Source organism: Acinetobacter sp. R933-2 (genome assembly GCF_030325485.1).
Taxonomy (GTDB): domain Bacteria; phylum Pseudomonadota; class Gammaproteobacteria; order Pseudomonadales; family Moraxellaceae; genus Acinetobacter; species Acinetobacter sichuanensis.
This window is the reverse complement of record NZ_JACAIJ010000001.1, coordinates 114,582-140,905: the sequence shown is the minus strand read 5'-3', so window position 1 is coordinate 140,905 and position 26,324 is coordinate 114,582. Positions and strand designations below refer to the sequence as shown.

Here is a 26,324-nt window from a genome sequence, read left to right as displayed (position 1 = left end):
TTTAACCGGCTAACATAATTAGGAGTTCGAGTATGAACTTTTCCGTTTATTGGCAACATGCTGATGCCATCAGTAAAACACTGTATTTCGTGTTGTTGGCAATGTCTATTGCAACATGGACAGTATTCATTCTACGTTTGATGGGTACACGTCAACTTAAACAGCAAGCTCAAGCTCACCTTGCTCAGGCATTGAGCCAACTGAAAGCAAAATTAGCGCCTTTAGGTTTTGATCAACGTAAAGCTGTTGCAGAACAAGCTTTATTACGTCAAATCTCGGTTGAAAAAGCCAATGCTGAGAAAGGGGTATCTGTACTCGGTACAATCGCTTCAATCGCACCATTTGTCGGTTTATTTGGTACTGTTTGGGGGATTTTCCATGCTTTGGTTGCTGTGGGCAAAAGTGGTCAAGCAGGTTTAGCACAAGTAGCAACACCTGTAGGTGAAGCATTGATCATGACAGGTTTAGGTCTAGCAGTCGCGATTCCTGCTGTATTGGCTTATAACATTTGTGTACGTTTTAATCGTACTTTGTCAAATGAGCTACAAGATCAAGCACATGGTTTATTGATTGACACCATGTTACAACAAGATTCAACTGTGAAAGTTGAAGCGCAAACAACACAAAAAGGTTTAGTTGGAGGTCAAGCTTAATGGCTTTTCAATTGGGTGAAGACAACGATGCTGGCATGAATGAGATGAATCTCATTCCGCTCATCGACATTATGTTGGTATTGATGATCATCTTTTTGGTGACTGCAACCGTTGCTAACCCATCAATACCATTAACCTTACCAAAAACAACAGCAGAAATTATTGATCCTCCACCTGAAGCAATCACAATCAGTATTAATAAAGAGGGTGAAGTGGCTTGGAATGATCAGGTGATTGGTTTACCTGAACTAGAAAAGCGCTTTGGTGAAGCGGCTCAGCAAACTGTAAAACCTGCTGTGCAGTTACGAGCAGATCAAGATGCTCGTTATGACACAGTTGCTCAAGTCATGTCTCGTGCCAGTGAAGCCGGACTGAACGATCTTGCCTTTATGAGCGATAATTAAGCGTTAATTACGCATTAAAAATTTAAAAAGCGATCTTGATAGATCGCTTTTTTTTATAGCTTATTTTATGGTTTTTTCAATATTTTTTAATTTTACAATTCGCTTTATTTAAGCAAGTCTTTAAACTGACTTTGTAATTTCATTAATTTTGGTGGAATGGCAAAGTTACAATAACCTTGTGATGGGTTTTTTGCATAAAAATTTTGATGATATTCTTCAGCAGCGTAGAATGTTGGAGCAGGAGATAACTCTGTGACAATATCTAAGTCCTGTGCTTTTAATTCGCTAATCAGTTGTTCAGCTTGTGCTTTTTGTTCATCGTTAAAATAATAAATCACCGAGCGATATTGTGTGCCAATATCATTGCCTTGACGGTTGAGTGTGGTTGGATCATGTGTGGTAAAAAATACATGCAGAAGTTGTACATAGCTAATCTGACTGTCATCAAAATCAATCAGAATGACTTCAGCATGCTGAGTAGTACCTGTACAAATTTGTTCATAAGTGGGTTGTGGGGTATTGCCACCAGCATAACCGCTCGTTACTTTTTCAACGCCTTTAAGTTGAAGAAATACTGCTTCCGTACACCAAAAACAACCACCACCAAATAATGCTTGTTGCATCGAAGACCTCCTTTCTATTTTATTTTCTAGAGAAAAAACCATCTTAAAGTAAATCAATTGTATGAAATAAAAAACCTGAGATTTCAGGTTTTTATCTATTTTAAAGTAAATACAAGATGTTATGGCGTAGTTTTATATTGTAAAACAACATTACCATATTGATCGACTAGTTTGAGTGTACGATCATAGCTTTGATAGCCTGTGACTTTGTGCAAAGCAGTCGTATATTTTTCTACGAGTGTCATATCCTGACAGTACATTTTTGTAGATGCGAGTGAGCCTAAGTTTAGATGATGATCTTTAACTGCATAGTTGCCCATAATACGATTACAGCCATCTGAGCCGCTCACACGTAAGTCACTACTAAATTGAATCATCGGTGAGTTTGTTTGACTTGGATATTCTGTGCTACCAATATGTGTTAGCACCCACGTTTTATTTTGTAAGAGGTTTAAATTTTCTTGTTGTTTAACCGTTGGGGTTGTTGTACAGCCAACAACTGTAAGTGTTGCTGGAATTAAACCGATCAACAAAATATTTTTTAACATGACTTTCTCAAAAATATAAATTGGGTCTATATAAGCAAAAAATGATGCAAATCACTAGATTAACAATGTATCTAAGCATTAAAAAAATGCTTAAATCATAAACCGTTGTGGATATTTTCAGTTAAACCTTCACGAATGACTTTAGAGTAGTTTTCACTGCTTTGATATTCAAAATGTTTGAATTGGTCTGTACGAGGATTAACATGCGCACGTTGATACCATTGCTTGATTGTCCATTGCTGATTTAAAGCACCTAAATCATATAAATAGTTTGGCAGATAGCCAGAAGCCAATAAGCGATAGTCCAAAGGTAACTCATGCGGTGAAATCGCTTGTACCATGTCAAAAACTAGCGTTGTACAGTTGCTACTGAGTGTATTGTACCATTTGGCTTGTTGAGCAAGTTCATCGGTTTTTTCTAAGTATTCTGTAAATAAAGCCTTCATTTCAGTTTTTGGCATTTTGACAGGGAAGAAATACACTTGTTCATTTCGAATGTTACTGCGTGTATAGATCAAATCTTTTTCATCAGCAGCAATTAGACTTAATTCATATTTTCTAAAAAAGCCACCGATTGCAGAAAAACTTTCCGTTTTCTCTTTGCGAATTTCGATTGAAAATACTAAGGGTTTTTGATCAGAAAAATCAAAACTAACCAGTGTATGTGCAATTTGTGGTCCCATCCAATAAGAAGTAATAATATTGACGCCTGTAATATGCTCTAGGTTATAGCTGCGGGTATCCCAATGCACATCGTATTTATTTTCTGTATGCCAATTAAAGTTACGTATATTATGAATGGTGACAATATTACCCTGTTTTTTATAGGTAAAAAGGCGGTCTACTTCAGGGTTCCATTCACGGTCTTGTTTGGCAGGAATATTAAAGTACCAAAGTAGACTACACAAAAATGCAAGGATATAAATTAGAATATCTTTATGACGGCTAAAAAGATTTTGTTTGATATAAATGCCTAAAATGCTGAAAGCAAATAAAATCCAAAGACCAATCATAATACGACTGAACAGACCAAAAGGTGCTTGAAACCAAAGTGCACAGCACAGCCAAATAGAAGAAAAAATGACAAAAATGCTAAAAATGGAATGGATCAGCCCCATTCCAAGTGCATGAAAAAGCGATTTTTTTTTAATTTTTTGCATATATTTAAATTATAAACTGAGATCAAGCTTATTTTTGATAAGTTGCGAACTCAAAAGCAATCCCAGTTTTGTCATCAATATGTTGCTCAGACGCTATTTTCTTAAATTCATTTGGAATTTCTGGATAATGTGCATCACCTTGTACATTAAGCTCTACATGAGTAAGCTCCAAGCGATCAGCAATAGCAATGGTTTGTGTGAAAATTTCACCACCACCAATAATAAATAGAGTTTCAGGTTTTTCTGAAGCTTGAACATCAGCAATTGCTAAAGTTAAAGCCTGTTCAATACTGGTTGCTGTTTTAACACCCTCAAAAGACCAGTTTGGATCACGAGTAATGACCCAGTTAACGCGTTTAGGTAAAGCACGTCCCATCGATTCGAGGGTTTTTCGTCCCATCACCACAACACCGCCTTGAGTGATTTCTTTAAAGTGTTTTAGGTCGGCTGAAATATGCCAAGGAAGATCATTACCTTTACCAATACAGCGTTGCTGATCCATTGCAACAACATGAACAACTTCTAAATTTTTAAATGTCATAGTGAGCTCATTTTTTTAATTCCTCTCGACCTCTCCTTTTAAAGAGAGGCGAATATTTGAAAGGAGGAATTTAGGGGCTTTATTGAAAGTGGTTTTGTGAAATTAAACCGCAACAGGGGCTTTAATCGCAGGATGTGATTCATAACCTACAATTTCAATATCTTCAAATTTAAAATCAAAAATATCTGTGATTTCAGGGTTTAATTTAAGCTGACAAAGTGCTAAAGGTTGACGTGTTAATTGCAATTGAGCTTGTTCAAAATGGTTTGCATATAAATGTGTGTCACCACCTGTCCAAACAAAATCACCCACAGCTAGACCACATACTTGCGCGATCATGTGCGTCAGTAAGGCATAACTTGCAATATTAAAAGGGACACCTAAAAATACGTCCGCACTACGTTGATAAAGCTGACAAGATAATTTCCCATCTTGTACAAAAAATTGAAATAAGGTGTGACAAGGTGGTAATGCGACTTGACCTGCTTCTTGCGGGTTCCAACCTGAAACAATCAAACGACGTGAGTTTGGATTGGTCTTAATTTCATTAATGAGCCATTGAATTTGATCGAAACCATCATGTTCATATAAGCCATTTTCCAGTTTTGTTGCACCAAAATTACGCCATTGATGACCATATACAGGTCCAAGCTCGCCTTCTGGACGACCAAAACGTGCAGTTTGTTCAGCCGTAGACCATTCATCCCAGATACTGACTTTATTGTCTTTTAAATACTGGACGTTGGTGTCACCTTTTAAAAACCACAAGAGTTCAATCACAATTGAACGGAAGTGAACTTTTTTGGTGGTTAGAAGAGGAAAACCTTTGGACAAATCAAAACGCATTTGATGACCAAATACAGAACGAGTTCCTGTGCCTGTACGGTCGCCTTTATCGCCACCATTGTCGAGGATATGTTGTAGAAGGTCTAAATACGCTTTCATATTAATTCCAAATTAGGCTCATCATGTCCGTTTTGAAGTGACGTAGATCACGACATTTCATGACGTTTAACTTTGAGCGTGTCATATTTTTACTGAACTTCTCAGTTTATACTAAACACTGATTTATTTTAACTAGAGATAACAAGAGAGAAGGAAGATGCAAGTCAACTGGAATGAACTTTCTGAATATATTCAGCAATATAAAGCACAAATTTTAGCAACAAAAAAGTCAGCAATCGAGTTAAATTTGTCCCCTGCACAGACGTTATCATTGTGGCAAAGCAAAGTGGGGGGTGAGCCTTATTTACCTTTAACAAATAAATATCCACACAATGCTGAAGAGCGACCTTTGGTGCTTTTAGCACAGATCAATTTTGCTGAACTGCCTCAAAATGAGCTCTATCCAAGTACAGGAATTTTACAGTTTTTTATTGATATTGAAGATGATTTATGGGGTTTAGATTTTGATGAACCACAAAAGCAAAATAACTTTCGGGTCATTTACTATGATCAAGTGATTGAAGATACAACGCAGTTGCTACAAGCATTTCCTACACAAGATTTAGATCATGATATGAACCCTGTAACAGGGCAATATGCTGTGCAATTTGTTGCGTCAGAACGTTATATTTCTATGGGAGATCATGAATTTGCTGAGAAAATTTTTGATCCTTATGAAATGGAAGATGATGCCGCAGAAGACATCTATGATGAATATGATGATGCATTTTCAGCAAATGGGCATCATTTAGGCGGCTATCCATATTTCACGCAAGATGACCCTCGAAGCACGAGTCGTTTTAAGGACTATATTTTACTCTTTCAACTGGACAGTTCAGGGCAGGAAGATGTTGAAATTTTATGGGGTGATTGTGGTGTTGCCAATTTCTTTATTCACCCTGATGACTTAAAGAAAAGAGATTTTTCTAAAGTGCTTTATAACTGGGATTGTTCTTAAAATTAGATCATCTTATGAAATAAAAGACCCATTCGATAGAATGGGTTTTTTGTGATAGGCTTCACGTTATTAATCTATTGCATAAAAAATTATAAATATATAATTAAAAGTGATATTGATTTTTTATTTTAAAAATAAACCAAGAAAGAGCAACTTAAAAGATTCTCATTTACAATCACAAATTTTATTACATTTACGTTAAACAAATTTTAAGAATGTATGCTTAGTATTGCAACTTCGTAATTTATGGTAGCGGTACTTTGGTATGGTAAGACAGAGTTTAGTGAGTCAGTTTGGGGTTGAGCAATGATTGTTGATTTAAATACTCAACTTGTACAAGACGTCAATAGCGTATCTGTTAGTCAATACATTTTTCAAAATGAAAATGGATCTTTTTACCCAAAACAGGACTTTAATCCAACAGCGATTATTCAACAAAATAAATTAAAACAAGCCCAAGCCAATAATTTTTCTTTAACGAATGCTTTTCAAATTGATATTGATAAATTTATCAATAAATTAGATAGTATTTCAGCACGTACAAGCTCAGCACGTTGTGCACGTAGTATTCGTATTGCATTACAAACAGCAGGTGCAAAGTTTATTGATCATCCCATTGCAGCAGCAGATTGGGGCGAGACTTTAGAAGAAATTGGTTATAAACAAATACAACCTTCTTTTGATGCTCCACAAGAAGGAGATATTTATATTATTGACCGTACCCGTAAACATCGTTATGGGCATATTGCAGGTTATACAGGTTCAGAATGGGTTTCTGACTTTAAACAACGTAGTTATGATGTTTATAAAGATAGTAATGTCACTTATAAATACTATCGCTTAGGTTGATTTGTCTTCTATGTGTCAAAAGCAGACGATTAAAAAGGAAGCTTGAGCAAAAACCTTCCTTTTTAATCTGAGCATTTACTGCGGTTTTGATAATTTGAAATCAGCACAAGTCCAAGCATCATAAAGCCTAAAGCTTGAATGGCTAAATAGACAAAATTCGATTGTTTTAAAAACCAGTAAATGATCGTGATTTGAATAAAAATAGGGAGATAAACTGCTGCAATTTTCATCCATTTTTTCTGAGGATTTTGTGCTGCCTTTTGACTTGCAGCCCGATACAGCACATGTAATGCCATACCTAAAACTAAACCAATACCTACAAAAATTGGGCTGAGTTTTTCAATGTTAGAGCAATAAAAAATCACAATACAGAGCATGATGCTGACGATCAGCTTAACTTGACGAGTACAGCGTTCTGAATACCAAAAATCTAACATGATTAAGAGACTTGTTTCGTGTTGTTTTGATGAAGTAAAGACAACGGCGAAAATAAACAAACAGCCAATGCCATAAATCCGATACCTTGTGCTCCCGGAATTAAAATTTCACCTTGTGTCATATTTTTAAAAATCAACGCCAATAAGAGTGCGATGGGTACCCATGTCAAAATACGATATACAATTCCAGTTGGTTTTTTTGCTGCAAAATGGAGTTTGCAGTAACGACAAATCAGGAAGATCACACCTGTTGCGACAAACATTAAAATCGCGCTATATGCTAAGGGTTGCATGCGATATAACAAGATGGTTGCAATGGCAATCGCAATGAAGATAAATATCTTTTTGAAGATAGGTGTTTGTGGATCAAACCAAAATTCAAGCATAATGTTGGTATATATTCAAAGGATGCTTGCAGTATAAATGAACTTGTTGAAAAGATGAGTTTTAGTTACATAGTCATGCAAAATAAGATGGAAACATAATAATGTCAAAAATATCACAATTGCCAGAACAGTTTTTTCCCTTCATCCAAACCATCGAATCTACCTTACAAACCTGTGTTGAATTTGATCGGGAGTTAAAAAGTCATGTGGATTTATGGCAAAGTAATTTAGGTATGTCGCCTTATTTTCCTTTAGAGGGTGAATATCCTTGCTCTAAGCTGAGCAATGAACCTTTGCAATTTTTAGCACAAATCAATTTTGCTGAAATGCCGCATTTAACTGATTTTCCTGAACAAGGGATTTTACAGTTTTATTTGAATATGAAAGAGTTGGATTTGGGAGTGGATGAAAGCCTTGAACACATCCAATTTAATCATCGTGTGCTGTATTTTCCTGAAGTAAAAGAAGATGAAACTTTACTCAAAACTCGTGAAACATTGAAAAAAATTTCTGAAATTTCTGAGGATGAGCAGCAATTATGGGTTGAAGAATGTGGTTTAACTTTTAAAAAAGTTCAGCAATATATGACATTTCATGATTATCGTTTTGCACCCCTCATATTTGGGCGTGAGCAAGTTGCTTTAAGCCAAGATTATGATGATCTAATGTGGGCTTATACCGAATATGAAAAACCGTATACAGAACAATTTCAGTATGAAGGTGGGCATCGTATCGGAGGATATGCAAATTATCTACACTCTACAGATAACCGAACTGAATTTGGAATTAAAGACTATGTGTTGTTAATGCAGTTAGATACAGATGAGGGTTTGGAGTGGTGTGATGGTGGTGTTGCGCAGTGGTATATTGCTCCCCAAGATTTGAAAAAAAGAGATTTTTCTAAAGTTGTTTTTTTGTGGGCATGTCATTGAGTTAATTGAGAGCTTAAAAATAAAAAAGCGGATGAGTGATCATCCGCTTTGACAGGGTTTAATTAGGTATTTTTATGCGGTCCCCAATCGAAAATTTTCTTTTGATAAGCATACCAAATCATCCATAAACCAATCAAAATCATTGGAAAAGATAAAATTTGCCCTTTGGTCATCCAACCAAATAAGATATAGCCTTGATCTGCATCAGGTTCGCGGAAGAACTCCATAAAGAAGCGAGCACAGCCATAACCCATCAAAAATATTGCAGATACTGCATAACGTGGACGTGGTTTTGCACTATAAAACCAAAGAATAAGAAATAATAATAAGCCTTCGCACAGTGCTTGATAAATTTGTGAAGGATGGCGTATTAAATGTAATGGATCAGTTGGGAATATCATACCCAAAGCAAAGTTTGGATCGGAAACTTGACGACCATAAAGTTCACCGCCAATAAAGTTACCAATACGACCAAACATTAAACCTGTAGGGACACAAGGTGCAATAAAATCTAAAGTTTCAAACCATGTTTTCTTATATTTATGGCACCATAAAAGCATGGCGATCATGACACCTAAGAAGCCACCATGAAAGCTCATTCCGCCTGTCCAAACTTTAAATAACCAGATTGGATCTGCAAGGAACTTACTAAACTCATAAAATAGGACATAACCAATACGTCCACCCAATACCACACCCAAAGCACCATAAAATACAAGATCTGAAACCATTTCCGAATTCCAGTTTGTACGTTGTTTAGCACGATAAGTTGCAAGCCCCCAAGCACATAAAAATGCCAGAAGATACATGATTCCATACCAATGCACTTGGAGTGGTCCCAGTGATATTGCAACTGGGTCTATATTTGGGTAGGTCAGCATCGCTCTTCCTTTGTATTCTGTTTTGCACAGATTTTATCTGAAAGACATGAAAAATGTTGTACATTCAATGTGTAAACTTAAAGTAATAAGCTATGGAATAAAAATATGTGTATTGTGGCTTTAGCATGGCAAGTCTTGGAAGATGTACCACTGTGTTTAATTTCAAATCGAGATGAGTTTTATCATCGACCCGCATCGCAATTACATGTCTGGGAAAATAGCCCAATTATTGCAGGGCAGGATTTACAATCTGGGGGCACATGGATGGGGGTAACAGCACAGGGTCGCTGGGCAATTGTCACCAACTTCAGAGAAGGGCAGGATAAAAATTTATATCCAACTTCCAGAGGACATTTGATTCAGTCTTTTTTAGAATCTGAACAAACACCTATTCGTTTTGCACAACAACTTGAAGAAAAACAAAGAGACTATGCAGGGTTTAATTTATTTTTAGGTGATCGAGAACAGGCGGTATATTTAAGTAATCGTGGTGAAGCACCGCAAGTTTTAGCCAAAGGTGTGTTTGTTGTTTCTAATGGATTGATGTCTGAAGATTGGGAAAAGACCAAACATTTACGTAAACGTTTTACGCAAGAATTTTTACCGATGTTACAACTGCCATCTATACCTGAACAGGATTTAGAACACACAGCTTGGGATATTTTAGAAGATGAACGCAAAGTGATTGTTGATTTATTGCCTGAAACAGGAATCAATCAAGAGATGGAGCATTTATTGTCATCAACTTTTATTCAAAGTCCTGTTTATGGCACGCGATGTTCAAATTTTTTAAGAATAAGTCAGTCAGAAATTTCTTGGTTTGAGAAAACTCAGCAGGGTGAGCATGCGGGAGAAGTAGTTAAAATTTAGCTGTTTTATAAAAATGAAATGATAAAAAATCCACAAATGTTAAGAAACATTTGTGGATCATTGTTATACGATAAATAAGGTTGAATTAACCTGCAATCGTACCGCCATCTTTACGGGTGATGACAACTGTTGCTGAACGCGGACGTGCTGTTTTATTACTGCTATCTTTTTGCGTAGCTGGCCAATGACTTGTTGGTTTGTCATAGCTTTCAGAGTCTTCACCTGGATGTTGTACATTAATAAAGATTGCTTTGTGGTCAGGTGTCATCGTAACACCTGTGATCTCACATTCTGTTGGACCTGTGAGGAAACGACGTAGATTATCATCCGTCATTTTTGCACCAACAATGGTTTCTTGTCCTGTAGAGCTTTTTGCTTTGGTACCATCACCAACTTTACCTGGTAGTGCTGCAAGCATCATACAGTTGGTAACGTCAGTATAAGCGCCATCATCTGTTTGAATCCAAAGTACACCGCGTGGGTCAAACCACATACCATCTGGAGAAGACAAGTCATTATTGTCATTTAAGCCAGAAAGGTTGATATTGCTTGCCATTTTCGCTTCAGCACCAAAGAGATAAATGTCCCATTTGAATGTGGTAGCAGTTGTAGTGTCACCATCTTCATGGAAGCGAATAATATGACCATTCACATTACCTTTACCACCCTCAGGATCTTCATAGTTACGAGGGTTAGCGGCATCTGTTGGATAGGCTGTACCACGATTTGAGTTATTGGTTAAAGTCACATAGACTTCGCCATTTTCAGGGTTTACAGCAACCCATTCAGGGCGATCCATTTTTGTTGCACCGACTGCATCACCTGCAAGACGAGCAAAAGTTGTGACTTCTGCTTGTGATTTAAATGGATAAACTGTACTTGATGCATTTAAACCATTTTTACCATAAGCCAATTCAATCCATTGACCTGTACCATCACTATTGAACTTAGCAACATAAAGTTTGCCTGAGTTCATGTATTTATCACCTGCTTTATAGCCACCATTGATATCTTTTGCAGACCATTTTGCATCAGATACAAATTTATAGATGTATTCGCCACGTGAGTCATCGCCCATATAGAACGCTAAATTGTCATCTTCACGTAAACGACTTGCACGGCAGTCTTCATGCGCAAAACGACCTAAAGATGTACGTTTTACAGGATTTTGACGACCATCAAATGGGTCAATTTCAACGATCCAACCAAAAGTATTGGCACTGTTACGGTAGTCTTGTGTAGCAGAAGCACCCGTAACTGACGAGTTCCAGCGGTCGTATAAGTCTTGGCTTTCAACTTTGCCAAGCGCTGTTTCCCATTGGTAACGTGAGCTTGCACCATCTTTTAAACCATAACGTTTTAAAGCAATGATTTCTTCTGGTGTACGTTTTTCATCATCACCTTTGTTACGGATAAAGTAACCAATATAGTTTTCTTCAGTCGTTAAATAGGTTCCCCAAGGTGTATAACCATTACCACAGTTATTATGGGTACCACGTGTTTGCTTGCCCGCTGGTGAATACTTGGTGGTGACTAAAGCTGAGTTTGCAACAACACCTGCAAAATCCATCACTGTTGATGCTGTAATACGGCGGTTAAAGAGTGAATTTTTAACAATTTCAACTTTTTGTGTCGTTTTATCTTTTTTCAACTCAATGATTGAAACACCATGAGCATTCATTTCACGAATCACTTCATCTTCAGGGCGGCGACCATCAGCGGTTTTCGTTGGACCTTTAGGGTGTAAAAATGTCGGATTGATATATTCATGGTTCATCACCAATAAGCCATTTTCAGATGCTTTTGGATCATAGTTTTTATTTGTTGTATTTAAACCAAAATAACTCATACCATCATGGCAGTCACCTGAGCGATACTGGAAACTTGGACCAGAAGGCACAGCATTATCATTCCATTCTGCATAAGCAGGGTTAATCGAGTCACCCATTGCATAGAGTACAGTTGCTTCATACCCTTCAGGTACAGTCACAATGTCATTGAGGTTTTTAGCAACAGGTTTAAAGGTTAATTTTTCAGGTTTTTTATTTGGGTCTGTTGGTTCAGGAGTTGGTGTTGGTGGAGTGACATTATTTGATGAGTCTTTGTCATTGCCACAACCAGTCAAAGTTGACGCTAAAGCCAGAGCTGCTGCACCACTTGCAGTTTTTGCAATTAAGCTACGACGAGTAATATGTTGTTCTAAAATATCACGAAAATGTATATTGTCTGAAGTGTTATTATCAAGTTCTTGATCTTCATGATATGGCGTCAGCTCGGTCATGGAAGTATTCCCTAAAGTTAATTGATGGTTCTCAAAAGTTGTTATTAACTTAGATAATAAATATGACGAAGCTTTGACAGTAAGGTGACAGTCTGGTGAAGATAAAAAGTCAAAATGATGAAAATCACAATATAAGTCAAATAAAGAGCAACTTTATGTTGTTGCTCGTCTTTTTTCGATGACTTTGCCAAAAAACAAACCGAGTTCAAAAAGCAACCACATTGGAATAGCAAGCATAATCATTGAAATAGCATCGGGTGGCGTAATAAACATAGAGACAAAAAAACAGCCCACAATAATATAGCGACGTTTTTCGACAAGGTCTTGAGTTGAAACCACACCAATTAAAATCAGCAGTAAAGTGATAATCGGAATTTCAAAGGTTAAGCCAAAGACTAAAAATAGCTTTAAACAGAATGTCAGATAACTATTAATATCTGTCATGGGTGCTACTGTTTCAGGCGATACACTAATAAAAAAATGTAAAATCGAGGGCAAAGCCACAAAATATGCAAAAGCAATTCCTGCATAAAACAGGCTAATGCTACCAATGAGCAAGGGCAGTGCTAAACTTTTTTCTTTGGCATACAGCGCAGGTTTAACAAACGACCAAATTTGATAAATAATAAAAGGCATTGCCAACATTAAAGCAATGAAAAAATTCAACTTAAATGGTGCCATAAATGTTGCGGTGACATCTGTGGCAATCATGGTTGATGTTGCAGGCAGTTGTGCTCTTAAAGGCTCAGATAACGCAACATAGGTTTTATTGGCAAAGGGAAGTAAGCAAAAAAATAAAAGAATTAACAATGCCATGATTTTAAATAAATGACGTCTTAAAACGATCAAATGTTTAGTAATCGGCATGGACTCTAATTCAGGCTGAGGGTTAGGGTCAGGTGACTGAATTTGAGGGCTAAAAGAGCTGTTCATACTGCAACCTTTAAGATAGACGGCTCAAAAACTGGAGTTTCAAGTCGCTGAATGGGGTGTACGACAAACTTTAATTGTTTAATCCAAACCTCTGAGATATAAGGGCTTGGAATAGATGTTTTGACCAATTCATACGTACACATCAAACTTTTATTGTCTGTCATTGCTGTATGTTTTTGTTTTTCTTCAGCGGCTATAGATTGTTGTTGTAACTCTTGCATTTGAGTTTGCATTTTTTGCTCAAGTTCTTCAATACGTTTCATCTCGAGCTGCATTTGTTCTCGTAGTTCTGAGAGACGAAGTTCACGATCAATGTCATTTTGAACATTACTTACAGTACGTTTTATTTTGGAGTACCATTTTCCTGCAAAGCGTGCAGCCACAGGAAGCTTTTCAGGTCCTAAAACCAATAAAGCAATGATGCCAAAAACCAGTAATTCAGAAAACCCCACATCGAGCATGACTAATCTCTCCGCGTGTTAGTGCTTTACTGTAGAATTCACATCACTGGTATTTTGATGTTCTAAAGTACGAGGTTCAGCAATTGCTGCTTTGGTAGCATCATCATCTTTGATTGATTTTTTAAAATCTTTTACTGCACCACCTACATCTTTGCCTAAGTTTTTAAGTTTAGATGTACCAAACAATAAAATGACCACAATTGCAAAAATCAGTACGTGCCAAATCGATAATCCAGCCATGATAAAATCTCCTCTTTTATTACAGCCTATCTCAACAGGTATCTATGACAAAAAGGTGACGTCTATATTTCAATTTAAAGACAATGTGCAGTCTTGATATTTTCAAAGCTATGTAAAGCTTGTACGTGTTAATATTTTAGGAAATTATTTTAGGTGAATGCGTGTGTCGGCTTTATTACCGCTTTTAGGGTTTTTTAGTGGCTTAATTTTGGCAAACAGTTCATTTTCTCCTCAGCTTAGAGCTGTTTTTTCTGCTTTTTTATCACGTTTATTTATTCCTATTGTGATTATTTACAATATGGTTTTTTATCAAGCTGGCAGTTTAAGTTTGATGCTTTTTAGTTTTTTCTCTGCCATTTTATTATTTTTTATTTATTTTCTGTTGTCTAAGGATCGTTTACAGGCACTATGTTTTAGCTATACCAATATGGCTTGGCTAGGTTTTCCGATCGCGATTGCTTTATTTGGTGAAGAAATAAGTTCAGCAATGATTGCAATTTATGTAGGTGGCTCAATTTTTGGTAATGTTTGGGCAGTTGCTTCTGTGAGTACGACACCTTTGGCTTTAGGGGACATGTTCAAAAAAGTTTTAAAATCTCCTCCTGTTGTGGCTTTGTTACTTGCAGCTTTATTTCGTGTTCTACAGTTACAGACGTTAGAAGATCATCAATGGATTGATGCGATTTATCAGTTTTCTAAGTGGGGAATGGTTTTTACAGGAATGTCTGTTTTAGGCATGTGGTTACGTAAAACAAAAGTTCATTGGGTTGATTTGATTTATAGCTTTAAAATTGCATTATTAAAAGTTTTTTGTGGCTTGGTTTTTTGTAGCTTTGCTTATTATTTTTTAGCGATTGCAAATATTCACGAATATATTGGCGTGATGTTTTTATTATTTTGCTTACCTCCTGCTGCTAATATTGTTGCTTTGGAAACACATTATCAAGGCACTGGTGTTTCAGCTAAATATATTGCTTCAGGAACAATAGTCAGTTGTGTGATCTGTGTGTTGTATGGCGCCGTGGTGCATTTATCGTAGTTGTAGTCATTTACATCATCGTAAATCTTTTTTTGATCATAGATTTGAATCTTCCCTTTGCGGAATAAGTCCCTCACCTTTAAAAAAGAAGAGGGACTTCTTATAGGAACTTATTTTTCCAAACTTGCTTTAAATAATTGCATTGCTTGCCCACGATGACTGATTTTATTTTTTTCTTCTTTACTCATTTCAGCGCTTGAAATACCGAGTTCAGGCAACAAAAACAGTGGATCATAACCAAAACCATTTTCACCACGTGCTTGTTCTAAGACTTCACCTGCCCAAATCCCTTGGAAAATTTGTGGAAGTGGGTCATCAGCATGTTGTACCAAAGCTAATACACAAACGAACATACCATCAATTGGTTGACCATCTTTGCGCAAAGGTTTTAGGTCAGCTAATAGTTTTGCATTATTGGCAGCATCATCACCGTGTTCACCTGCATAACGTGCAGAATAGATGCCAGGAGCACCACCAAGAACAGGAACGCAAATGCCTGAATCATCTGCAATTGCAGGTTTGCCAGAAATACGGCTAGCATGACGTGCTTTGATGATGGCATTTTCAATAAAACTTAAACCATCTTCTATGGCATCTTCGATATTGAGTTTTCCTTGTGGAATCACTTCGACTGGTAGCTTTAACTCAGCAAACATTTTTTCAAATTCAGCAATTTTGCCTTTGTTATTACTTGCGAGTACTAGTGTTCCTTGGGATAACCAATCTTGTGCAGACATTGCAATTGCTCTGATTTTGAATATTGGTGGGTATTTTAACTGATTATGTACATCATTTGAGAAGATGAGTTTTATCAGTTTAATTTAATCGAGATTATTTTAATTTTATTCCCCAATAAAAAAAGCACCCGAAGATGCTTTGATCAAAGAGATTTAAAATAAGTTATTTTTTTATCATCGTAATATCAGTTCCAACTTTCTTTGGATCAATTAAAATTTTGGCATGTTGCTCAGGATCACGTAGTGCAGAAAAAGCATTCGTTACGCCATCCAAGCCAACAATTCCCGTAATGAGTGGAGAACAATCAATTTTACCCTCTGCAATCATATGTAAGGCATCACGAAACTCTAAAGGGGTATAACCTAAAACAAATTGCATTTCGATTTCTTTATTGATCGCAAGTGCAGGTTCAATGCGATCACTTTGCATACATACACCCACACCAATAATTTTGGAAAATAATGGTGCACCATCAATGATTTGTTGCAGAATTCCTGGTACACCGACACATTCAAAAATTACTGCACGTTTTGGTAATGCACCCAATTTATCTGCAACTCGCCATGCATGCCACCAAGGCATTCCAGTGGCTTGAATTTTGTCAAAAAGACTTAAACCATAATTGAGTGCATCGGCAGCATTGCCCAATAAGCCCAGTTCTTTCCAGTTTTCGAAAGGGGAGTTGCTTGCAGGATTAATGACACTGTCAGCACCACAGCGTTCAGCTAATTTTCTACGATTAGCAGAGAAATCACTGGCAATGACTTTCTTAACACCTGCTGCTTTTAGCATTAAAATAATGCCAAGCCCAACAGGACCACAGCCAATGACAATCGCAGGTTCATTGGTTTTGATCCGACTACGTCGAACGGCATGTAAAGCAACTGCCATAGGTTCAGTCATTGTTGCACTATCAACATCTAAACCATTTGGTACTTCAAACATCAGGCTAGATTGAACTAGAACTTGTTCTGCATAGCCACCAGAAGCATTGGGTGAAAGCCCTGTAGATTGGTAGCCTAAATCATCAAACTTTAATAAAGGCATCGCACAGACTAAGGTATCTTTTTTGAATTTTTTACGTGTCTTGGGACCATAATCCATGATTTTTCCACAAAATTCATGTCCCATAACAAATTGATCAGCATTCTTGGCGATACCTTGAAACCCAACTTTTGCTGCAAGATTATGCATATGGTCGCAGTTATGCTGCATATGTAAGTCACTACCGCAGATCCCACACCGAACAACTTCAAGTAGCACTTGACCTTTTGAGGGTACAAGTTCAGCTAGTTTTTCTATTCTTAATTCAGCATTTTGGCAAACTACAGATTTCATGAAATCTTCCCTGTTTTTATTTGACTCTTGTTGATCATTGCAGTTCTGGTCGTATAAAAATATGGCTGTGATCGTGGTTCTAAGCTGTAAAGATGCCAATAATTTTTTGCATCAAAGTAGCTGAATTAAAATCTCTTAAATTGTCATCATTATAGTTATATTTTCAAACAATAAAAAAAAGCACCTTATGGTGCTTCCTTATATAACGACAAATAAAACTTATTGAGTTTGAATCCAACGATCAGCACGGTCACGCGCAGTACGGATTTGTTCAGGTGTTAAGTTTGCAGCTAAAGCTGTTTTTTTAGTTTCAGACATATTAATGACTTTATTGTCTAACATGCCATCACGCGTTGAAAGTTCATACCACTGATAAGCACCAATGTAATTTTTCTTTTGCTCTTCCATCACTGCCAAATTAAAGCTAGCACGGTTATCACCATGACTTGCAGCTTTCTCAAAATATTGGCGTGCTGCTGTTTCGTTTTTAGATACCCCAAGACCATCAGCATACATACGACCTACATTTAACTGAGCCGCAGAAATACCTTGGTCAGCCGCAGATTTAAACAAACTAAAAGCATGTTTTAAATCTTTTGCAACACCTGTACCTGATTGATAACGTGTAGCTAAATAGAACTGAGCAGCAGCTTGTCCTGACTTAGCCGCTTTTTCTAAATCAGCAACGTTCATTTGTGCATATTGTGCTGCTAATGCAGACGTTGATTTTTGTTGTTGAGGAATATAGTCCGCATGGGCTTGAAAACTGAGCAGCCCAAAAAATAGGGTACTGCCTAATAAGATTTTCTTCATATAGCGCTCACTCTATAGATCGCGACTTCGCCAAACAAGTTTGGTACAGCTTTACTTAAAAAGCTGCCTTGTTGATTCCCATTTACAGCGAGTCGATCAATAATTTTAATCTGATTTTCTGCACACAGTGCTTCGAAATCACGGAAGGTGCATAAGTGGATATTGGGGGTATTGTACCACATATACGGTAATGCATCAGAAACAGGCATCATCCCTTTAAGCGCAAGGAAAGAGCGAGTCTTCCAATGTGCAAAATTAGGAAAAGTAATAATGGCTTGTTTCCCCACACGCACCATATCGCGCAGAAGCACATCAGGTGCATCTACAGCTTGTAAAGCTTGTGCCATAACCACATAGTCAAAAGACTGGTCTGCAAAGCGTTCCAAACCGAGGTTCAAGTCTTGTTGTATAATATTTAACCCTTTGCTTACGGCAATTGCAATCTTTTCTTGATCAATTTCTAATCCATAAGCGCGAATTTGATGTTTTTTGCTCATTTGTGACAATAATTCGCCATCACCACAACCCAAATCGAGCACACTTGCCCCAGGGCTAATCCATTTTTCAGCAAGTTGTTGGTCAATACGCATTAGATTGCCTCCTTCGGTGTGGTTTTAAGGTGTTCTTCGCCACCTAAAAATGCACGTAAGGACTTAACGTACAGCGGAATAGGGAATAGAAATGAATCATGACCTTGTTCAGCATCAATATCTAAATAGCTAACAGGTTTATGATTGGTAATTAAGGCATCGACAATTTCTTGCGAACGCTGAGGGCTGAAGCGCCAGTCTGTGGTAAATGACACCACCATGAAACGACATTTGGTATTGGATAAGGCTTTGGTCAGAGAGTGTTCATATTCACGGGATGGATCAAAATAATCCAAAGCTTTGGTCATGATTAAATAGGTATTGGCATCAAAGTTACGACTGAATTGCTCACCTTGATAACGCAAATAGCTTTCCACCTGGAATTCGACATCAAAGCCATACATAAATTTACCAGATTTTAAATCACGACCAAATTTTTGCTTCATCGCTTCTTCAGACAAATAGGTAATATGACCCACCATACGCGCTAAAATTAAGCCACGTTTTGGATAGCTGTCTTGTTCTAGATAACGACCATGATGAAAGTCAGGATCGGATAAAATGGACTGACGTGCCACTTCGTTAAAGGCAATATTTTGTGCTGAAAGCTTGGGTGCTGAAGCAATAATCACGCAATTTTTTAAACGGTCAGGATAATCCACCGACCATTGCAATGCCTGCATTCCACCTAGTGAGCCGCCAATAACAGCATACCAGACATCGATCCCTAAGCGATCAGAAAGCATAGTTTGAGTTTTTACCCAATCACGCACAGTCACCAAAGGAAAGTCTGGACCATAAGGACGATTTTCATTTTCAGGGTTGGGTGAGATCGGTCCTGTTGAACCACTGCATCCGCCAATATTATTGAGTGCCACCACAAAAAATTTTGAAGTATCAATGGCTTTTCCTGGTCCAATACAGGCATCCCACCAACCCGCTTTTTTATCATCTTCATGATGATAGCCTGCGGCATGGTGATGACCTGAAAGCGCATGACAGATTAAAATCGCATTGGATTTGTCCGCATTGAGCGTACCGTAGGTTTCCATCATGATTTCAAAACGTGGCAGTACTCGACCACATTCAAGTTCTAAAGGTTCTTCAAATTCAAACTTTTGCGGAGTAACAAGCCCCACAGAATCAGCTGGAAAAGACACAGGAAATGTTCGCCTTAAATTTTGAGGAATAGATAACTTTCATTAACCATTTTTTGATCAGAAAATGGCAGATTTTGATCATTTGAACTTCGCACTATTTCGCAAAAAAGTTTCCTCTCCTTGTAGGAGAGGGTTAGGGTGAGGTCAACATCAGAGATGTATCCTCATCCTCATCTTCTCCACTACGTTTTGTATTTCAACAAAGTAGTGCTTTGTTTTGCTCAGAGAAAAAGGACTTTTATAACGATTTTAATAGCACTTTAATCTGTAAAGCTGTTCATTTTTTGATGTGTGAAAGTGCTCTATTCAATAAATACATAAAAGAAAGGATACCACTTGGGGCATCCTTTCTAAAGTCTTTTATTTGCAAAGCAACTGTTTAAACAGCAGCGGCAATTACCTGATCTGTGCTTAATACGCCTTGATCAATCAAACGGTTGGTCGCGGCAATAATGGCTTCGATTGATGAAGTGACTATATTGTCATGAACCCCTGCGCCAAATGCGGATTTGCCTGTACCTTGAACCTGAAGTTCAATCAATGCCAAAGCTTTTGCATGCGCACCAGCACTGATGCTGCGTTCTTCATAGTTTAAGACATCAATCGGCAATTGAAGTGCATTTAAAATGGCTGAAATTGGACCGTTGCCTTCACCACGCAAATGCTGAGTTTCACCATTAACCACCACATCAAGTTCAATCACTTGGTTGCCATTTTCATCTGATAATTTATAGTTTTTTGCTGAATAATGCGCATCTTTTGCCGCAACATAAGTATCTTTAAACAAAGTCCAGATTTGTTGTGCAGAGACTTCTACACCCTCATCGTCAGCAACTTGTTGTACCACTTGTGAAAATTCAACCTGTAAACGACGCGGTAAAACCACGTTATAGTTTGACTCTAACAAATAAGCGATACCACCTTTACCTGATTGTGAGTTGACACGAATCACTGCGTCATAGTCACGACCTAAATCTTTCGGGTCGATTGGCAAGTAAGGCATATCCCAGATTTCTTGATCTTTTTGGAACTCAAAACCTTTTTTAATTGCATCTTGGTGTGAACCTGAGAACGCAGTAAAGACTAAATCACCTGCATACGGATGACGTGGGTGTACAGGCAAACCTGTACATTCTTCAACAGTGGCAATGATTTCGTTGATGTTCGAGAAATCCAATTCAGGTGCAACACCTTGGGTATACATGTTCAATGCAATTGCTGCAACGTCGACGTTACCTGTACGTTCACCATTACCAAACACACAGCCTTCAACACGGTCTGCACCTGCCATGATTGCCAATTCAGAAGCAGCGATCCCACAACCACGGTCATTGTGACAGTGAACAGAAATGATCACGCCATCACGACGTTGCAAGTTACGGTGCATCCATTCGATTTGGTCGGCATAGACATGCGGACCCGACACTTCAACCGTTGCAGGTAAGTTCAAGATCACTTTATTGTCAGGAGATGCTTCCCAGATTTCAGTCACAGCATCACACACATCTTTAGCAACTTCTAACTCTGTTGCGGTAAAACATTCAGGGCTGTATTGGAAAATAAAATCTGTTTCAGGCTGTTTTGCTGCATATTCTTTGACTTTAGTTGCAGCATTGATTGCCAATTGTTTGGCACCCTCAACATCTACATTCAAGACTTTCTGACGGAATGTTGGAGAGTTTGAGTTGTAGATATGCACAATGGCACGTTTTGCACCTTGTAAAGATTCAAAGGTACGCTGAATCAAATGATCACGTGCTTGAACCAAAACTTCGATATACACATCTTCAGGAATATGATTTTCTTCGATCAATTTACGGGTGAAGTCAAAGTCCACCTGAGATGCAGAAGGGAAGCCAATTTCAATATGTTTAAAGCCAATTTTCACCAACATTTGGAACATTTTAAATTTTTGTTCAATGTTCATCGGCTCAAAAATTGCTTGGTTACCATCACGTAGGTCGGTACTCATCCAGATTGGTGCTTTATTGATTTCTTTATCTGGCCATTGACGGTCAGGCAAGTCTACACGTTGATACATGCGACGGTATTTTTTACTTGGATCAGCCAACATCATGAGGTAACTCCTTGTGTAGTTGTCGTTGCTCGTTTCTTGGATAAAGGCAACTTACTACAAATATAGATTGTGTCTATGCATTCTATTTACAAGTCGTTTTTGGAGTATATTCGCCTAAAGTGGCATTAAATTATGTGTGGATGTAACACGACATAAAGTCAGCCTTTGACGCTTGTAAATGGATTAACTTAAGACTAATTCTAAAACAGAGCTTCTGGAAATATTTTCCTTAATTTGCATCAATTTATAACAATAAGAAAAATATTTTCATAAAAACATCTATTTTTGAGAAATATAATCTTTATTAATCTCGGGGATGGTAGATGTTCCCATTAAAGCCATCGTAATCTCAAATTCTTCCTTTAAAATTTTAATGACATGCGCTACACCTAAAGCCCCTGCTACAGCCAAACCATAAATATAGGGGCGTCCAATGAGTATTGCGGATGCACCCATTGCCAAAGCCTTAAATACATCTGTACCACGCCGAATGCCACCATCAAGTAACAGTGGAAATTCATTTGGCACAATCACTTTAATATTTTGTAAAGCATGCAAGGGGCAAATGGTGGTATCTAAAACCCGTCCGCCATGATTGGAAATAATTAACCCTTTGACACCAATTTCCACTGCTTTTTTTGCATCCAACGGATGTAACACACCTTTTAAAATCACAGGTAAATCAGTGTTGGCAATAATAAATTCGATATCTGCCCATTTCGGTGCAATCTGCATTAAACCTTCAAAAACAGGGTGTTGATCTGCTCTGAGTTCAGGTAGGGGAATGTGCGTTGGTGTATGTGGATGTTGCATACCTTCAGGCAGTTGAAAATGTACACGACGTTCACGGTCGCGAATGCCTGTATGTGGTGAGTCAACTGTAATCACAATGGCTTGAAAATTTTGCTGTTCTGCAAGTCGTACCAAAGCCAATGATTTTTCACGATCGCCTTGCCAATATAACTGAAACCATTTCAATAGATTTTCTTTTTTTAACTGGCGCATGTCAGTATTGGTAAAGGTACTGAGGAGTAAGTTACTGCCTAGAACTTCAGCAGCAAGTGCAGTTGCTGCTTCTGCTTCAGGATGGAATTGTTGTTGGTGCCCAATCGGTGCCAGAAAAATCGGATGTGGAAATGTTTGCCCTAAAATTTCAACTTGAGTTGAACCTTGTGTGAGGTCATTGAGCAATCTTGGTACGAGCTGAATATCATCAAACTGACTTAAATTGTTGCGGACACTTTTTTCATCCATGGCACCACCTTGTAAGTAGTGCCAAGTATTTTCAGGCAAATGTAATTCAGCCTGTTGTTCATAATCTGCAATGGTTTGCAAATGAGGAGGAATTTGTGTGAGTGCTGTTAATGGTGGTTTATTGATCATAACTCGCCCCATTGACGTAATAGGTTATGATAATGGTTGGTTAAACTTAACACTTCTTCAGAATCACCAAGCTGTTGACGTAGTTTAATGATGGTCATATCTAGGTTAAACATCGTATTACGTTGCCAATCATCTTTGATCATGCTTTGCATCCATGTAAATGCAGCTAATCTTTTTCCTGAAGTCACAGGTTCGACACGGTGTAAACTTGTTGCAGGGTAGAGAATAGCATCGCCTGCATCCAGTTTAACTTCGTGTGTTCCATAATGATCTTCAATGACTAATTCACCGCCTTCATATTCTTCAGGATTTGATAAAAATAAAGTAAGAGATACATCTGTACGAATAAGTTGCCCTGTGTCTGAGCATGTTTGGATCGCGTTATCAACATGATTGCCATAATTGCCTGCATCTTGGTAGCAGTTAATTAAAGGTCTTAAAATATGTTTAGGCAGTGCTGCGGATTGAATTAATAATTGTTGTTTTAATGCCTGTAAAATGGCATTTGAAATATCTCGGTATTGCTCAGTATTCACATCAAGTTGTAAATTATTTTTTATTTTTTGGGCTTGCGCACCTGCGCTATGACGACCATTTTTCCAGTGTTCTGTACTGTCTAAATACTGGAGGATTTCTGCGACTTGGGCAGCATTCAAAACTTGAGGAATATGCAACAACATGGGTTCTAAGACATCCTTTAAAAAATAAAAAGTCGTGCATGACTAGCATACACGACATTTGTTGCTCAAAAGAAAGAGGAATTAAAACTTATAGTTTAAACTTAAAGTTGCAGAGCGAGGTTGACCTAAAACCATACGACTACCGCCATTATTTAAGGTACTGATATATTCTTTATCAGCAAGATTATAAATATTTAAGTTGACAGAAGCGTGTTTATTAAAGGTATAACCAGCCAGCGCATCAAAGACAATATAGTCAGGGATGCTTGGCATTGTAGCAAGTGCAGTACTGTCAGTAATGACACGCTTTTGTTCATCTACATAACGAGCACCTAGACCAACTTTGAAGCCTGCATAGTCATAAGTTGTCCAAAGTGATGCAGTCCATTCAGGTGACCAACGTACCAAATTGGTTTTTGTAATCGCACCTGTTGTCGCATTAACACTGAGTTGATTTTCTTGTTCTGTTTTCATGTGGGCAACACCCGCAGAAATGTTCCATGCATCAGTGATTTTGCCTACAGCACTTAATTCAATACCTTTTACTGTGGTTTTACCTTCTTGAATGGACTCAAGTGTGACTGCATCTTGAGTAAATTGATTTTCATTTTCTGTGTAGTAGGCAGCAGCATTAACTGCTAATTTATCATTGAGTAAATCCCATTTTGTACCAACTTCATAATGATGAGTTTCTTGTGGTTTTGCAGCAGAGCTATTGATCCCTTCATCAGACAAAGTAAAGTTTGCACTACCTGGTGGCGTTAATGATTTGGCATAAGACGCATAGATACTGCTTTTTTCAGTTGGCTTAAATAACCCACCGAGTTTCCAACTGATTAAAGTGTCATGTGCACCTAATAATGTTGGTTTTTTGGTGACGGCTAAAGTTTTAGCGTCAGTTGAAACAGTAAGCGAGTCAAAGTCGGTATCATAATAGTCAATGCGAACACCGCCATTTAACTGTAGACGACCTTCTAAAAATTTAAGTGTGTCAAATAAATAAGCAGCAGCGGTATTGGTTTCACCGTGACTATATCCACCATTGTAAAGTGGATTGGCTAAGACTTGATTGCGGTCAGGATTGTACATGTTGGCAGTAATTACAGGGTTGGCTTGTCCCGGAATTTGCGCTGACATTGTCTTAGTATTTTGTTGCTCTTGTAAGAGTTCTAAGCCTGCAACGAAATTGTGCTCAATGATGCCTGTTTGAGTATTAAAGTTTAAGGTTGTGGTATTTGCTAAAATTTTATTTTCCTGATCAACACCTTGACGAGAACGTGTGATTAACCAACTATTTGGATCTTCTGCTTTGGTTAAATCGGTGATTACTAAACTATTGATACCTGTTAAAACACGCTTCATTTCAGTTTTGCCAAAACGTGAAATATTAGTTAGTTTTAAATTATCTGCTAAATCACTCTCTATTTTTGCAGTAATCATATTGGCATTAACATCTTCATGATCATCGACATGACCATAAAAATTTTCACGATCTACAGGAGAGGCAGCATTCACGGCTTTATTTAATGCATCTCTAAATGCACTTGGAAGTTTTTCATCTGTATTGTTGTAATAAAAACCTTGCATGCCAATTGTTGGAATACCACCATCAGGAATATTACGTTGCTGTACATGTTGTGAATATAAATAAAAACGTGTGTCTGTGTCTAAACCAAAAGCAATCGATGGAGCAATGGCATAACTATTGTTTTCAATATAATCACGACCTTCGATTCCACCTTGTTGCCCCATCACATTAAGACGTACAGCGGTGTTGTCATTGATGGCTTGATTGAGATCAGCCGCCAAACGACCATGTTCAGCAGTGTTAAAACTTGCACTTACTTGACGATCATTTTTTAGCGTTGGTAGTTTTGAAACTAAGTTGATATAACCCGAAGCAGCACCACGACCAGCTTCTGCGCCTGAAGGACCTTTTACAACTTCAATTTGATCAAGGTTAAAGATATCGCGGCTAATAGCGCCTAGGTCACGAATACCATCAATATATGTTGAGGTTTGTGTAGAAAAACCGCGCATTTGAAAGGTATCACCAGCACTTGTATTGCCATTTTCACCCATTTGTAAGGTAATACCAGGCGTATTTCTGAGCGCTTCAACCAAAGAACTCGCACCTTGTTCTTGTAATAATTCTTTTTTAATGACTGAGATTGTTTGTGGTGTATCAATGATAGGTTGTGTGTATTTTGGCGAGCTTACTTCATTGGCTTTATAGTTTTCTGAACTTTTATTGGTTTGAGCAGTTGCTTCAATTTTGGGTAACTGTACGACCGAACTTTCATCAAAAGTTTCAGCTTGAGCTAAAAAAGGCAATGATGCAGCTAAAGCAACAAGAGGTGTTGTTGTTTTGTGTTTACGGCTTTGAATACGTGCCATTTGAAAA

At 37.7% G+C, this 26,324-nt stretch carries 28 protein-coding genes; 7 read left to right on the top strand and 21 right to left on the bottom strand.

Annotated elements, in window-relative coordinates:
• Positions 1-32: 32 nt before the first annotated feature.
• A complete protein-coding gene (locus HX005_RS00655) occupies positions 33-653 on the top strand; it encodes a MotA/TolQ/ExbB proton channel family protein (protein ID WP_107006782.1) in 621 nt (206 codons plus the stop codon).
• A complete protein-coding gene (locus tag HX005_RS00650; protein WP_107006781.1) occupies positions 653-1,057 on the top strand; it encodes an ExbD/TolR family protein in 405 nt (134 codons plus the stop codon). Before HX005_RS00655 ends, HX005_RS00650 begins: the two co-directional genes overlap by 1 nt.
• 104 nt (positions 1,058-1,161) lie before the next feature.
• Here the strand turns inward: HX005_RS00650 and msrA are convergent, their stop codons facing one another.
• The 5 genes from msrA to thyA all read right to left on the bottom strand — a co-directional run bounded on the left by msrA (position 1,162) and on the right by thyA (position 4,874).
• Positions 1,162-1,680: a peptide-methionine (S)-S-oxide reductase MsrA gene (msrA, locus tag HX005_RS00645; RefSeq protein ID WP_286375938.1), complete on the bottom strand. Its 519-nt coding sequence runs from the start codon at positions 1,678-1,680 to the stop codon at positions 1,162-1,164.
• A 119-nt stretch (positions 1,681-1,799) separates the two neighbouring features.
• A complete protein-coding gene (locus HX005_RS00640; RefSeq protein ID WP_286375937.1) occupies positions 1,800-2,228 on the bottom strand; it encodes an META domain-containing protein in 429 nt (142 codons plus the stop codon).
• Between the two features lie 95 nt (positions 2,229-2,323).
• The gene (locus tag HX005_RS00635) at positions 2,324-3,388 is read right to left on the bottom strand and encodes an Lnb N-terminal periplasmic domain-containing protein (RefSeq protein ID WP_286375936.1); all 1,065 of its coding nucleotides are present in this window, start codon (positions 3,386-3,388) and stop codon (positions 2,324-2,326) included.
• A gap of 28 nt (positions 3,389-3,416) precedes the next feature.
• Positions 3,417-3,929 (bottom strand): dihydrofolate reductase, encoded by a 513-nt coding sequence (locus HX005_RS00630; protein ID WP_286375935.1) that lies wholly within the window; start codon positions 3,927-3,929, stop codon positions 3,417-3,419.
• Between the two features lie 102 nt (positions 3,930-4,031).
• Complete coding sequence (thyA, locus tag HX005_RS00625) at positions 4,032-4,874, bottom strand: thymidylate synthase (protein WP_107006776.1); 843 nt, start codon at positions 4,872-4,874, stop codon at positions 4,032-4,034.
• Positions 4,875-5,031: 157 nt separating this feature from the next.
• Between thyA and HX005_RS00620 the strand changes: the two genes are divergently transcribed.
• Together HX005_RS00620 and HX005_RS00615 are read left to right on the top strand one after the other, a co-directional pair.
• Entirely contained in the window at positions 5,032-5,832 is an 801-nt protein-coding gene (locus HX005_RS00620; protein ID WP_286375934.1) for a YwqG family protein, read from the top strand.
• A 306-nt stretch (positions 5,833-6,138) separates the two neighbouring features.
• Positions 6,139-6,681 (top strand): CHAP domain-containing protein, encoded by a 543-nt coding sequence (locus HX005_RS00615; protein ID WP_286375933.1) that lies wholly within the window; start codon positions 6,139-6,141, stop codon positions 6,679-6,681.
• Positions 6,682-6,743: 62 nt separating this feature from the next.
• Here HX005_RS00615 and HX005_RS00610 read toward each other — a convergent pair whose 3' ends face one another.
• Together HX005_RS00610 and HX005_RS00605 are read right to left on the bottom strand one after the other, a co-directional pair.
• Entirely contained in the window at positions 6,744-7,118 is a 375-nt protein-coding gene (locus HX005_RS00610; protein ID WP_286375932.1) for a hypothetical protein, read from the bottom strand.
• Positions 7,119-7,120: 2 nt separating this feature from the next.
• Positions 7,121-7,504 carry a hypothetical protein gene (locus HX005_RS00605; RefSeq protein ID WP_286375931.1) on the bottom strand — a complete coding sequence of 128 codons (384 nt, stop codon included), beginning with the start codon at positions 7,502-7,504 and terminating at the stop codon, positions 7,121-7,123.
• A gap of 101 nt (positions 7,505-7,605) precedes the next feature.
• Between HX005_RS00605 and HX005_RS00600 the strand changes: the two genes are divergently transcribed.
• Positions 7,606-8,436, top strand: coding sequence for a YwqG family protein (locus tag HX005_RS00600; RefSeq protein ID WP_286375930.1), 831 nt, complete (start codon positions 7,606-7,608; stop codon positions 8,434-8,436).
• A gap of 62 nt (positions 8,437-8,498) precedes the next feature.
• On the opposite strand, the gene lgt is transcribed toward HX005_RS00600, so the two are convergent.
• Positions 8,499-9,317 (bottom strand): prolipoprotein diacylglyceryl transferase, encoded by an 819-nt coding sequence (lgt, locus tag HX005_RS00595; RefSeq protein ID WP_107006770.1) that lies wholly within the window; start codon positions 9,315-9,317, stop codon positions 8,499-8,501.
• A gap of 105 nt (positions 9,318-9,422) precedes the next feature.
• Between lgt and HX005_RS00590 the strand changes: the two genes are divergently transcribed.
• Complete coding sequence (locus HX005_RS00590; protein WP_286375929.1) at positions 9,423-10,187, top strand: NRDE family protein; 765 nt, start codon at positions 9,423-9,425, stop codon at positions 10,185-10,187.
• Positions 10,188-10,272: 85 nt separating this feature from the next.
• Here the strand turns inward: HX005_RS00590 and HX005_RS00585 are convergent, their stop codons facing one another.
• From HX005_RS00585 to tatA, 4 genes are all read right to left on the bottom strand, one after another.
• Positions 10,273-12,468 (bottom strand): PhoX family protein, encoded by a 2,196-nt coding sequence (locus tag HX005_RS00585; RefSeq protein ID WP_286375928.1) that lies wholly within the window; start codon positions 12,466-12,468, stop codon positions 10,273-10,275.
• Positions 12,469-12,621: 153 nt separating this feature from the next.
• Entirely contained in the window at positions 12,622-13,401 is a 780-nt protein-coding gene (gene tatC, locus HX005_RS00580) for a twin-arginine translocase subunit TatC (RefSeq protein ID WP_286375927.1), read from the bottom strand.
• Positions 13,398-13,862, bottom strand: a complete 465-nt coding sequence (gene tatB / locus HX005_RS00575; RefSeq protein ID WP_286375926.1) for a Sec-independent protein translocase protein TatB — start codon at positions 13,860-13,862, stop codon at positions 13,398-13,400. The genes tatC and tatB overlap by 4 nt, the downstream gene beginning before the upstream one ends.
• Before the next feature lie 18 nt (positions 13,863-13,880).
• A complete protein-coding gene (gene tatA / locus HX005_RS00570; RefSeq protein WP_107006765.1) occupies positions 13,881-14,102 on the bottom strand; it encodes a Sec-independent protein translocase subunit TatA in 222 nt (73 codons plus the stop codon).
• A 163-nt stretch (positions 14,103-14,265) separates the two neighbouring features.
• On the opposite strand from tatA, the gene HX005_RS00565 reads away from it, so the two are divergent.
• Entirely contained in the window at positions 14,266-15,141 is an 876-nt protein-coding gene (locus HX005_RS00565; RefSeq protein WP_286375925.1) for an AEC family transporter, read from the top strand.
• A 110-nt stretch (positions 15,142-15,251) separates the two neighbouring features.
• On the opposite strand, the gene rdgB is transcribed toward HX005_RS00565, so the two are convergent.
• The 9 genes from rdgB to HX005_RS00520 all read right to left on the bottom strand — a co-directional run bounded on the left by rdgB (position 15,252) and on the right by HX005_RS00520 (position 26,317).
• Entirely contained in the window at positions 15,252-15,878 is a 627-nt protein-coding gene (gene rdgB, locus HX005_RS00560; protein ID WP_107006764.1) for an RdgB/HAM1 family non-canonical purine NTP pyrophosphatase, read from the bottom strand.
• 163 nt (positions 15,879-16,041) lie between these two features.
• Positions 16,042-17,217 carry a zinc-binding dehydrogenase gene (locus HX005_RS00555; protein WP_286375924.1) on the bottom strand — a complete coding sequence of 392 codons (1,176 nt, stop codon included), beginning with the start codon at positions 17,215-17,217 and terminating at the stop codon, positions 16,042-16,044.
• A gap of 219 nt (positions 17,218-17,436) precedes the next feature.
• A complete protein-coding gene (locus HX005_RS00550) occupies positions 17,437-18,030 on the bottom strand; it encodes a tetratricopeptide repeat protein (RefSeq protein ID WP_107006762.1) in 594 nt (197 codons plus the stop codon).
• Positions 18,027-18,620 (bottom strand): methionine biosynthesis protein MetW, encoded by a 594-nt coding sequence (metW, locus tag HX005_RS00545; RefSeq protein ID WP_107006761.1) that lies wholly within the window; start codon positions 18,618-18,620, stop codon positions 18,027-18,029. Before metW ends, HX005_RS00550 begins: the two co-directional genes overlap by 4 nt.
• Entirely contained in the window at positions 18,620-19,780 is a 1,161-nt protein-coding gene (gene metX / locus HX005_RS00540) for a homoserine O-succinyltransferase MetX (protein ID WP_286375923.1), read from the bottom strand. The genes metW and metX overlap by 1 nt, the downstream gene beginning before the upstream one ends.
• A 379-nt stretch (positions 19,781-20,159) precedes the next feature.
• Complete coding sequence (leuA, locus tag HX005_RS00535; protein ID WP_286375922.1) at positions 20,160-21,857, bottom strand: 2-isopropylmalate synthase; 1,698 nt, start codon at positions 21,855-21,857, stop codon at positions 20,160-20,162.
• Between the two features lie 279 nt (positions 21,858-22,136).
• A complete protein-coding gene (locus tag HX005_RS00530; protein WP_286375921.1) occupies positions 22,137-23,240 on the bottom strand; it encodes an alpha-hydroxy acid oxidase in 1,104 nt (367 codons plus the stop codon).
• On the bottom strand, positions 23,237-23,920 hold the full coding sequence (locus HX005_RS00525; RefSeq protein WP_286375920.1) for a Fe2+-dependent dioxygenase: 684 nt from the start codon (positions 23,918-23,920) through the stop codon (positions 23,237-23,239). Before HX005_RS00525 ends, HX005_RS00530 begins: the two co-directional genes overlap by 4 nt.
• Positions 23,921-24,001: 81 nt before the next feature.
• On the bottom strand, positions 24,002-26,317 hold the full coding sequence (locus HX005_RS00520; protein ID WP_286375919.1) for a catecholate siderophore receptor Fiu: 2,316 nt from the start codon (positions 26,315-26,317) through the stop codon (positions 24,002-24,004).
• Positions 26,318-26,324: the final 7 nt, after the last annotated feature.

Bases quoted from the DNA above. Each gene is read 5' to 3' on its own strand.
- HX005_RS00525 (WP_286375920.1), bottom strand. From the start codon at position 23,920: ATGTTGTTGCATATTCCTCAAGTTTTGAATGCTGCCCAAGTCGCAGAA.
- rdgB (WP_107006764.1), bottom strand. From the start codon at position 15,878: ATGTCTGCACAAGATTGGTTATCCCAAGGAACACTAGTACTCGCAAGT.
- leuA (WP_286375922.1), bottom strand. From the start codon at position 21,857: ATGATGTTGGCTGATCCAAGTAAAAAATACCGTCGCATGTATCAACGT.
- HX005_RS00640 (WP_286375937.1), bottom strand. From the start codon at position 2,228: ATGTTAAAAAATATTTTGTTGATCGGTTTAATTCCAGCAACACTTACA.
- msrA (WP_286375938.1), bottom strand. From the start codon at position 1,680: ATGCAACAAGCATTATTTGGTGGTGGTTGTTTTTGGTGTACGGAAGCA.
- thyA (WP_107006776.1), bottom strand. From the start codon at position 4,874: ATGAAAGCGTATTTAGACCTTCTACAACATATCCTCGACAATGGTGGC.
- HX005_RS00550 (WP_107006762.1), bottom strand. From the start codon at position 18,030: ATGAAGAAAATCTTATTAGGCAGTACCCTATTTTTTGGGCTGCTCAGT.
- HX005_RS00635 (WP_286375936.1), bottom strand. From the start codon at position 3,388: ATGCAAAAAATTAAAAAAAAATCGCTTTTTCATGCACTTGGAATGGGG.
- HX005_RS00530 (WP_286375921.1), bottom strand. From the start codon at position 23,240: ATGATCAATAAACCACCATTAACAGCACTCACACAAATTCCTCCTCAT.
- tatC (WP_286375927.1), bottom strand. From the start codon at position 13,401: ATGAACAGCTCTTTTAGCCCTCAAATTCAGTCACCTGACCCTAACCCT.
- HX005_RS00620 (WP_286375934.1), top strand. From the start codon at position 5,032: ATGCAAGTCAACTGGAATGAACTTTCTGAATATATTCAGCAATATAAA.
- HX005_RS00655 (WP_107006782.1), top strand. From the start codon at position 33: ATGAACTTTTCCGTTTATTGGCAACATGCTGATGCCATCAGTAAAACA.
- HX005_RS00600 (WP_286375930.1), top strand. From the start codon at position 7,606: ATGTCAAAAATATCACAATTGCCAGAACAGTTTTTTCCCTTCATCCAA.
- HX005_RS00650 (WP_107006781.1), top strand. From the start codon at position 653: ATGGCTTTTCAATTGGGTGAAGACAACGATGCTGGCATGAATGAGATG.
- HX005_RS00615 (WP_286375933.1), top strand. From the start codon at position 6,139: ATGATTGTTGATTTAAATACTCAACTTGTACAAGACGTCAATAGCGTA.
- tatB (WP_286375926.1), bottom strand. From the start codon at position 13,862: ATGCTCGATGTGGGGTTTTCTGAATTACTGGTTTTTGGCATCATTGCT.
- HX005_RS00585 (WP_286375928.1), bottom strand. From the start codon at position 12,468: ATGACCGAGCTGACGCCATATCATGAAGATCAAGAACTTGATAATAAC.
- metW (WP_107006761.1), bottom strand. From the start codon at position 18,620: ATGCGTATTGACCAACAACTTGCTGAAAAATGGATTAGCCCTGGGGCA.
- HX005_RS00590 (WP_286375929.1), top strand. From the start codon at position 9,423: ATGTGTATTGTGGCTTTAGCATGGCAAGTCTTGGAAGATGTACCACTG.
- HX005_RS00520 (WP_286375919.1), bottom strand. From the start codon at position 26,317: ATGGCACGTATTCAAAGCCGTAAACACAAAACAACAACACCTCTTGTT.
- HX005_RS00610 (WP_286375932.1), bottom strand. From the start codon at position 7,118: ATGTTAGATTTTTGGTATTCAGAACGCTGTACTCGTCAAGTTAAGCTG.
- HX005_RS00630 (WP_286375935.1), bottom strand. From the start codon at position 3,929: ATGACATTTAAAAATTTAGAAGTTGTTCATGTTGTTGCAATGGATCAG.
- HX005_RS00555 (WP_286375924.1), bottom strand. From the start codon at position 17,217: ATGAAATCTGTAGTTTGCCAAAATGCTGAATTAAGAATAGAAAAACTA.
- HX005_RS00605 (WP_286375931.1), bottom strand. From the start codon at position 7,504: ATGCTTGAATTTTGGTTTGATCCACAAACACCTATCTTCAAAAAGATA.
- lgt (WP_107006770.1), bottom strand. From the start codon at position 9,317: ATGCTGACCTACCCAAATATAGACCCAGTTGCAATATCACTGGGACCA.
- tatA (WP_107006765.1), bottom strand. From the start codon at position 14,102: ATGGCTGGATTATCGATTTGGCACGTACTGATTTTTGCAATTGTGGTC.